5 protein-coding genes are annotated in these 8,765 nt (G+C 72.7%); 3 read left to right on the top strand and 2 right to left on the bottom strand.

The window, feature by feature from the left end; genetic code table 11:
- The first annotated feature begins 552 nt into the window (after positions 1-552).
- Complete coding sequence (locus AB0M76_RS41545) at positions 553-1,002, top strand: PTS glucose transporter subunit IIA (protein ID WP_365957958.1); 450 nt, start codon at positions 553-555, stop codon at positions 1,000-1,002.
- 74 nt (positions 1,003-1,076) lie between these two features.
- Complete coding sequence (ptsP, locus tag AB0M76_RS41540) at positions 1,077-2,747, top strand: phosphoenolpyruvate--protein phosphotransferase (RefSeq protein ID WP_267000674.1); 1,671 nt, start codon at positions 1,077-1,079, stop codon at positions 2,745-2,747.
- 244 nt (positions 2,748-2,991) lie between these two features.
- On the opposite strand, the gene AB0M76_RS41535 is transcribed toward ptsP, so the two are convergent.
- Both AB0M76_RS41535 and AB0M76_RS41530 read right to left on the bottom strand, forming a co-directional pair.
- Complete coding sequence (locus tag AB0M76_RS41535; RefSeq protein WP_365957961.1) at positions 2,992-3,855, bottom strand: hypothetical protein; 864 nt, start codon at positions 3,853-3,855, stop codon at positions 2,992-2,994.
- Positions 3,856-4,024: 169 nt separating this feature from the next.
- Complete coding sequence (locus tag AB0M76_RS41530; protein WP_365957957.1) at positions 4,025-6,007, bottom strand: acetoacetate--CoA ligase; 1,983 nt, start codon at positions 6,005-6,007, stop codon at positions 4,025-4,027.
- A gap of 190 nt (positions 6,008-6,197) precedes the next feature.
- Here AB0M76_RS41530 and AB0M76_RS41525 point away from each other — a divergent pair, with 190 nt between their 5' ends.
- The gene (locus AB0M76_RS41525) at positions 6,198-8,690 is read left to right on the top strand and encodes a glycoside hydrolase family 31 protein (protein ID WP_365957956.1); all 2,493 of its coding nucleotides are present in this window, start codon (positions 6,198-6,200) and stop codon (positions 8,688-8,690) included.
- Positions 8,691-8,765 lie beyond the last annotated feature (75 nt).

The following is an 8,765-nucleotide window of genomic DNA, read 5'->3' as shown; positions in this document are numbered from 1 at the left end:
GGCGTTGATTTTTGGCACGCTGTTGAGTTCTCAAGGAACGGACGCTTCCTTTGTACTCACCTCAGTAACACTTACTGGGGCTTTCCTCCGGGCTTTCGTTCTTCGTTCTTGCGTTTCCGACTCTATCAGAGTCGGTCTCGCTTGCTTTCCAGGTCCTTCGCTTTCGCGTTTTCCCTTTCCGGCGATTCCGACTCTATCAGGGCTTTTCCAGCTCCCTGACCACTCACCCGATTTACCGAAAAGGCATACGAGAGGAGGCAAGAATCAAGATCGACACTGAAGAGGAGGAGTCCCGTCCATCGGTTGTTCGCGAGATGTTCACGCGGCACGTCCTGGCGGGAGTCACGACAGTACAGGGCCCGTGGTGCCCAAGCAAATCGATTCAGGCGTATGGTCTAGTCCACTACCTCGTCGCGGCAGCGTGTCGTGACCTCCGGCAGGGGGTCCACTCATGCAAACCGGGACGTGTCATGACATACCCTTCAAAAAGTATGCCGTCGCAGCACAGACTGTGACGGCGACACGATGAAGCCCCACCCCTGGGAGGCCCCCATGACCACCGTGACGTCCCCACTTGCCGGGCGCGCCATCGGACTCGCGGCAGTGCCCGATCCGGTGTTCTCCGGCGCAATGGTGGGTCCGGGTACCGCTATTGACCCCGTGCGTGAGCCCTCGGAGGCGGTGTCCCCCGTCGACGGTGTGATCGTCTCCCTGCACCCGCATGCGTACGTCGTCGTCGACGGCGAAGGGCACGGCGTACTCACCCACCTCGGGATCGACACCGTTCAGCTCAACGGCGAGGGCTTCGAGCTGCTCGTCAACAAGGGCGACACCGTGACCCGCGGTCAGGCCGTCATCCGCTGGAACCCGCAGGCCGTCGAGGACGCCGGCAAGTCGCCGATCTGCCCCGTCGTGGCGCTCGAGGCCACCGCCGACTCCCTCGGCGACGTGAACGAGGACGGCGACGTCAAGGCCGGGGACGTTCTCTTCAGCTGGCAGTGAGCGTCCGCCCCACACGGGCGGGTCGGACATCCACCGCGGCGGCTGGGCCCGCCGCTCAATCGGAGACGGGTGAAATGGAGACAACGCTGCGAGGCGTCGGCGTGAGCCACGGGGTGGCGATCGGCGAGGTGCGGCACATGGGCACGGCGGTTCTCGAGCCGCCGGCCAAGCAGATCACCGCGGACGAGGCGGAGCGCGAACAGGGGCGCGCCCGCAAAGCCGTGGAGGCTGTATCCGCCGATCTGATCGCGCGCGGCCAGCTGGCCGGTGGCGAGGCTCAGCACGTGCTCGAGGCCCAGGCGATGATCGCCACGGACCCCGAGCTGATGGCGGACGTGGACCGGCGCATCGCTGTCGGCAGCACCGCCGAGCGCGGGGTGTACGACGCGTTCGCCTCGTACCGCGACCTGCTCGCGGGGGCCGGGGAGTACATGGCAGGCCGGGTGGCCGACCTGGACGACGTGCGGAACCGGATCGTGGCGCGGCTGCTCGGCGTGCCGATGCCGGGTGTGCCGGACAGCGACGAGCCGTACGTGCTGATCGCGCGGGACCTGGCTCCCGCCGACACCGCTCTGCTCGACCCGGCGCTCGTCCTCGGCTTCGTGACCGAGGAAGGCGGCCCGACCAGCCACAGCGCGATCCTCGCGCGGGCGCTGGGCGTGCCGGCGATCGTGGCACTGCCGGGTGCCGGTGAGATCGCCGAGGGCACGGTCATCGCCGTCGACGGCAGCACCGGTGACCTGTTCGTCGAGCCCACCGCCGAGAAGCGGGCCGAGCTGGAGGCCGCGGCCGCCGAGCGCAAGGCCGCTCTCGCGGCCTCGTCCGGTCCGGGTGCGACCTCCGACGGTCACAAGGTGCCGCTGCTGGCCAACGTCGGCGGTCCGGCGGACGTGCCGGCGGCCGTGGAGGCCGGGGCCGAGGGTGTGGGCCTGTTCCGTACCGAGTTCCTGTTCCTGGACGACAGCAAGAGGGCGCCGTCCGAGGAGAAGCAGATCGAGTCGTACCGCAAGGTGCTCGAGGCCTTCCCCGAGGGCCGTGTCGTCGTACGCGTCCTGGACGCCGGTGCCGACAAGCCGCTGGAGTTCCTGACGCCGGCCGACGAGCCGAACCCGGCGCTGGGCGTGCGCGGTCTGCGGTCGCTGCTGGACCACCCGGACGTGCTGCGCACGCAGCTCACCGCGCTGGCCAAGGCGGCCGAGGGGCTGCCGGTCTACCTCGAGGTCATGGCCCCGATGGTGGCGGACCGGACCGACGCGAAGGCGTTCGCGGACGCGTGCCGCGAGGCCGGGCTGAAGGCGAAGTTCGGCGCGATGGTGGAGATCCCCTCCGCCGCGCTCCGGGCGCGCTCGATCCTCCAGGAGGTCGAGTTCCTGTCGCTGGGCACCAACGACCTGGCCCAGTACGCGTTCGCCGCCGACCGTCAGGTCGGTGCGGTGTCGCGGCTGCAGGACCCGTGGCAGCCGGCGCTGCTCGACCTGATCGCCATGTCGGCCGAGGCCGCCAGGGCGGAGGGCAAGAGCTGCGGCGTCTGTGGTGAGGCTGCGTCCGATCCGCTGCTGGCCTGTGTGCTGACCGGTCTGGGTGTCACCTCTCTGTCGATGGGTGCCGCTTCGATTCCCTACGTGCGGGCGACGCTCGCCAAGTACACGCTGGCCCAGTGCGAGCGGGCCGCTGCCGCGGCGCGTGCGGCGGACAGCGCCGAAGAGGCCCGCGTGGCCGCTCAGGCGGTGCTGTCCGGCGAGTAGCCGGACAGGGTGTTGTCGATCGAGGGGCCTTCGCCGGTGGCGGGGGCCCCTCGGTCGTCTCCCGATCGGCGGGAGAGACGGCCGAAGCGGGTTCGGGGAAGTGGGGTGCGTTTCCGCGTCGTGCGGTGCGGTGGATCGCACGGCGGAGCGGCGCCCCCGTACCGGGCGTACTCGGGTGCCGCGACAACGCCGCGAGGCGCCGTGCCGGGCTGCGCGGGGGCATGCCCCACTTCCCCCAGACCGCTCAGTGGTGCGGGGTGGGGCCGTCCACCTCGTAGCCCGGGCAGTATTCGACGCCGGGCTCGGGGGCCACGGGGTCCCCGGTGTCGGCGTCGGTGCAGTAGGCGTTGAACACTGCCGCCGCGGAGAGCGGGACCAGGCGCCCGCGGTCGAGGCGCCAGCCGTGGACCCGGTCGCGGAAGCCCTCGGTGGTGCTGCGCAGCACCAGTCCCCCGGGGCCGCCGTGGGCGAGGCCGGCGGCGAGGACCGTCACGAAGTCGAGGCCTTCGCGGCCCTCGATGCGCGGTGGGCCGTCCGGGTTCTCGGTGACTTCGGCGTGCAGGACGGCGAGGAGCTGTTCGTCCTGGGTCGGGACGCTGCACACGAGGTGGTGGTGGCCGGGTCCGGCGCCGTCGACGAGGCGGGTGAGCGCCTCTGCGGCCCGGGTGAAGGAGGCCTGGCCGATGTCCTCGCCGCAGTCGGCGCAGTTTCCGACGCCGGCGAGCAGGGAGGTGGCGTACTCCCAGGTGGCCCGGCGGACGGCCTCGTCGACGAGGAGCGGGACGAGTTCGTCGATGGGCTGGCCTGTGTAGGGCAGTACGGCGCCGGCGCCGGCCAGTTCGGCGGTGAAGCGGGTGCGGCCTGCGGCGGTGTCCGGGTCGATGCCGTGTTCCGTACAGAACTCGGCGTACTCGTCGGGGTCGAAGAGGGCGACGGTGGTGTGGATGCCTTGGGCCGCGAGGGACCGGAGCAGGCCCTCGACGTGGCGGAGGTAGTCGCTGTAGTCGTCGTGGTGGCCGAAGGTGAAGCTGCGGTAGCCGCGCATGGCCGCGAAGTCCCCTGCATCGGCCAGGAGGCCGACAGTGCTGGGGACTTCGCGGCGCAGCATGCGGCGCCGGGCGGTGCGGCCGGCCGTACGACCGGTGGTGGGACCGGTCGGTTCGCTGGTCGGGTCGCTGGTGGTGCGGCCGTTGTGGTGGCGCGTCCGTGGCATGGCTTCCCCCTGAGTGGCGCATTCGATTGCTCACTCACGGTAACCAAAGCCACTGACAGTGACCTCAGCCGCGGGTGCGGGTGCGGGCCAGCTCCTCGTAGAAGGGCAGGAGGTCGAGCCGGTCGACCGAGCCGGGGTTGACCGCCTTCGCCATGGGCGTGCCCTGGAGGAGGCGCTTGACCGGGACCTCGATGCGCTTGCCCGTGAGGGTGTGCGGGATGCCCGGGACCTCGATGATCTCGTCGGGGACGTGGCGCGGGGAGAGCTCCTCGCGGATCGTCGCCTTGATGCGGCCGCGGAGGTCGTCGTCGAGGGTGGCGCCGGGTGCGAGATGGACGAACAGCGGCATCCAGTAGCCCCCGTCCGGCTCCTCCAGGCCGATCACGAGGGACTCCTTGATCTCGGGGAGCCGTTCGACGGCCTCGTAGATGTCGGCGGAGCCCATCCGGACGCCCTGCCGGTTGAGGGTGGAGTCGGAGCGGCCGTGGATGATCACCGAGCCGTGGTCGGTGATCGTGATCCAGTCCCCGTGGCGCCAGACGCCCGGGAACATCTCGAAGTAGCTGTCGCGGTAGCGGCTGCCGTCCGGGTCGTTCCAGAAGTGGATCGGCATGGAGGGCATGGGGTTGGTGACGACCAGCTCGCCGACCTCCCCGGTCAGCGGCTTGCCGGACGGGTCCCAGGACTGCAGGTCGGTGCCCAGGCAGGCGGCCTGCAGCTCGCCGATGTGGACGGGGAGGGTGGGGACGGCGCCGGCGAAGCAGCTGCAGATGTCGGTGCCGCCGCTGACGGACGCGATCCAGAGGTCTTCCGCCACCTCGTCGTGGAGCCAGCGGAAGCCGTCGGGCGGCAGCGGCGAACCCGTGGTCGCCACGCACTTCACGGCGGAGAGGTCGAAGTCGCGCGCGGGGTGCACGTCCGCCTTGCGGCAGGCCATGACGTACGCGGCGGAGGTCCCGTACAGGGTGGCCTTGGTCCGCTCCGCGATCCGCCACTGGGCCCCGGTGTCGGGGTAGCCCGGGCTGCCGTCATACAGGACGACCGTCGTACCGGTCAGCAGGCCGGAGACGAGGAAGTTCCACATCATCCAGCCGGTGGAGGTGTACCAGAAGAACCGGTCCTCGGGGCCGAGGTCGCAGTGCAGGCCGAGCTGCTTCAGGTGCTCCAGGAGGATGCCGCCCTGGGACTGCACGATCGCCTTGGGCAGGCCCGTCGTACCGGAGGAGTACAGCACCCAGAGCGGGTGGTCGAAGGGGACGGCCTCGAAGACCGGCTCGACGGCGGCGGAGGTCAGGTCCGACCAGGCGAGGGCGCCCTCGGGGGCCGCCGTACCGAGCAGCGGGATGTGGACGACCGCGCGCAGCGAGGGGAGCTCGGCGCGCAGTTCGGCGACGGTGTCGCGGCGGTCGTGCTCCTTGCCGCCGTAGCGGTAGCCGTCGATGGTGAACAGGACCACGGGCTCGACCTGCTGGAAGCGGTCGAGGACGCTGCGGGCGCCGAAGTCGGGGGCGCAGGAGGTCCACACGGCGCCGACGGCGGCGGTGGCCAGGAACGCGGTGACGGCCTCGGGGATGTTGGGGAGGTAGCCGCTCACCCGGTCGCCGGGGCGTACGCCGAGGGCGCGCAGCTCGGCGGCGAGTGCGCCGACCTGGCGGCGGAGCTCGGCCCAGGTCACGGGGGTGGCTTCGTGGGTCTCGTCCACGTACAGCAGGGCGGCGTCGTCCGCGCGCGCCGGGTCTTCGGCAGCGCGCAGGGCGTGCTCGGCGTAGTTGAGCTCGGCACCGGTGAACCAGCGCGCGCCCGGCATGGAGCGGTCCGCGAGGACGGATTCGTACGGAGTGGTGAACCGGACCTCGAACCACTCGGCGACGGCCTGCCAGAAGGTGTCGAGCTCGTCGACGGACCAGCTGTGCAGCGCGGGGTAGCCGCCGTCCGCGGGGGCGCCGAACCGCTCCGCGGCCCAGGCCTGGAACGCGGTGATACGGGCCGCGGCGATGCGGTCCGGGCCCGGGGACCAGAGGGGTTCCGGCGGGGTGGCTGAGGTCATGGGTCGGCTCCCGGTCAAGTCTGCGGCTCGCGCGTGGTGTGCGTACGGTGCCATCGCGCGGTGGGTGTGCGCGCGGCGGCTCACTGGGACCATGCCATGCGATCTAGATCCGCACCAGAGGGGTCATGGACGAGTGAACGGAAGTTGAACGCAGCCCGCTCGCCCGGCGGCCGGTGGCAGGGTGAGCAGCATGAACGGTCGCGATCTGGTGCGTGCGGTGAAAGAGATCGGTACGGAGCGCGGACGGCGCGCGTGGCGCTCGGCCTGGCGCCACCGGCGCGCGGACGCGGTGGGGCTCCCGCGCCGGGGCGCGGAGCGGGCCCGCGTGCCGGGTCTGCTGACCGGTACGGAACCGCGGCCGGGCGGCGGGGTGCTGAGGTTCGCCCGGTCGGAGCTGCTCGTACGGGTCACGGCGGGCGGCGCGGTGTTCTGGGGCTGGGACGGGGCCGGGCCGACGCCCTCCTACGCGCTGGTCGGCAGCGGCCCGGAGCCCGACCCGCGGGCCGTGCTGGAACCGGACACCGGCGGCGGCTGGCGGGTGGTCTCCGAGCGGGTGACGGTGGCGGTGTCCCGGCACGGGGCGGTCGAGGTGCGCACGCCGGGCGGGACAGTGCTGCGCCGGGAGCTGCCGCCGCGCTGGTGGGAGCCGGCGGAGCCGGTCGCCGGGGAGCCGGTCGAGTCGCGGTGGCTGCAGCGGGCCGAGGTGCCGGCGGACGCCCGGTTCTTCGGGCTGGGCGGACGGGCCGGCGGACCGCGGCTGCGGGACGGGGTGTACCGGCTGTGGAACACGGACCCCAAGGGCGGCTTCGGGCCGGGCGACGATCCGCTGTACATCACGATGCCGGTGCAGATGGTGGTCGCGGACGCGGGGACCCACCTGGTGTTCCACGACAATTCCTGGGACGGCCGGGTGGCGCTGCGCGAGGGCGAGGAGGGTGCCGGCTCCGGGGCGGACCGGCCGGGGTCGAGCGAGCTGCGCATGGAGGGTGGGCCGCTCAGGTGCTGGGTGCTGGTGGGGACGCCGGCGCGGGTGCTGCAGGGCTGGTCGGGGCTGACGGGCGGGGCCGCCGTACCGCCCGAATGGGCGCTCGGGTACCAGCACGCGCGGTGGGGGTTCGGGAGCGCGCAGGAGGTGCGGCGGGTGGTGTCGGGCTACACCGCGCGCGGGCTCCCGCTGTCGGCCGTGCACCTGGACATCGACCACTACGACGAGCACCGTGTGTTCACGGTCGACGAGGAGCGGTTCCCCGATCTGCCGGGGCTGGCGCGGGAGCTGGGGGATCAGGGCGTACGGCTCGTCTCGATCGTCGACCCGGCGGTGAAGGCGGGCGACGCCGTCCACACGTCGGGCCGCGCGGTGGGGGCGGGCGGGGCCTTCGTACGGGATGCGCAGGGGCAGGAGGTGCGGGGCGAGGTCTGGCCCGGTGAGTGCGCGTACCCGGACTTCACTGATCCGGCGGTGCGCTCCTGGTGGGGCGGGCTGTACGCGGAGCGGCTGGCGCAGGGCTTCTCCGGGGTGTGGCACGACATGAACGAACCGGTGTCCTTCGCGCCGTTCGGGGACATGACGCTGCCCCGTTCGGCGCGGCACGCGATGGACGGCGCCGGCGGGGACCACAGGGCCGCGCACAACGTGTACGCGCTCGGGATGGCGCGGGCGGGCTGGGAGGGGCTGGTGCGGCTGCGGCCCGACGAGCGGCCGTTCCTGTTCTCCCGGTCGGGGTGGGCGGGGATGCAGAGGTACGGGGGCACCTGGTCCGGGGACGTGGAGACCGGCTGGGAGGGGCTGCGGGCCTCGCTCGCGCTGGTGCTGGGGCTCGGCCTGTGCGGGGTGCCGTACTCGGGCCCGGACGTCGGCGGTTTCGGGGGCTCGCCCTCGCCGGAGCTGTATCTGCGGTGGCTCCAGCTGGGGTCGTACCTGCCGCTGTTCCGGACCCACTCGGCGATCTGGGCCGGGCGGCGCGAGCCGTGGGAGTTCGGGGCGGAGGTGGAGGAGCAGGCGCGGGCCGTACTGGCGGAGCGGGAGCGGCTGAGGCCGTACTTCCTGACGCTGGCCCAGCTGGCGCGGCGGACGGGGGCCCCGTACGTACGGCCGCTGTGGTGGGGGGCGCCGGAGGACCGGGCGCTGCGGGACTGCGAGGACGCCTTCCTGCTCGGCGACGCGCTGCTGGTGGCGCCGGTGCTGGAGTGCGGGGCGGACCGGCGGGCGGTCCGGCTGCCCCGGGGGCGGTGGTACGACACCGCGACCGGGGCGGCGTACGAGGGTCCCGGGCAGATCCTGCTGGACGCCCCGCCGGGCCGGATCCCGGTGCTGGCCCGGGCGGGGGCGGTGCTGCCGGTCCGCCGGCCCGGTGAGGGCGGGGCGGCCCTGGAGGCCTGGGCTCCGGCGCGGGGGCGCACCGGTGGCGGGGTGGTGATCCGGGACCCGGGGCCGGGCTTCGAGCCGGGCGAGGTCGAGCGGTACACGGTGCGGTGGCTGGGGGACGCGGTGGTGGTGGAGAACGAGGCCGGGGAGCCCGTGGAGGGGGTGGAGGTACGGGGACTCGACCGCGAGGGGGCGACCGGGGCGGGATCCGGGACGGCTTCCGGGGCGGGTCCCGGCTCGGTATCCGGCTCGGCTGCCGCACCGGGTTCCGGGGCCGCTTCCGGGGCGCATTCCAGCGCGGATGCAGGTCCCCTCTAGGCCGCCGGGGGATCCTGCCCTGTGCGGCGGCGGCCGACCTTGCTGCCGTCGGAGCCGTTCGTTCAGGGGGTTTGT

It is taken from the genome of Streptomyces sp. NPDC051364 (genome assembly GCF_040682115.1).
GTDB lineage: Bacteria > Actinomycetota > Actinomycetes > Streptomycetales > Streptomycetaceae > Streptomyces.
This window is presented reverse-complemented; position numbering and strand designations above follow the sequence as displayed.

Bases quoted from the DNA above. Each gene is read 5' to 3' on its own strand.
- AB0M76_RS41525 (WP_365957956.1), top strand. From the start codon at position 6,198: ATGAACGGTCGCGATCTGGTGCGTGCGGTGAAAGAGATCGGTACGGAG.
- ptsP (WP_267000674.1), top strand. From the start codon at position 1,077: ATGGAGACAACGCTGCGAGGCGTCGGCGTGAGCCACGGGGTGGCGATC.
- AB0M76_RS41545 (WP_365957958.1), top strand. From the start codon at position 553: ATGACCACCGTGACGTCCCCACTTGCCGGGCGCGCCATCGGACTCGCG.
- AB0M76_RS41535 (WP_365957961.1), bottom strand. From the start codon at position 3,855: ATGCTGCGCCGCGAAGTCCCCAGCACTGTCGGCCTCCTGGCCGATGCA.
- AB0M76_RS41530 (WP_365957957.1), bottom strand. From the start codon at position 6,007: ATGACCTCAGCCACCCCGCCGGAACCCCTCTGGTCCCCGGGCCCGGAC.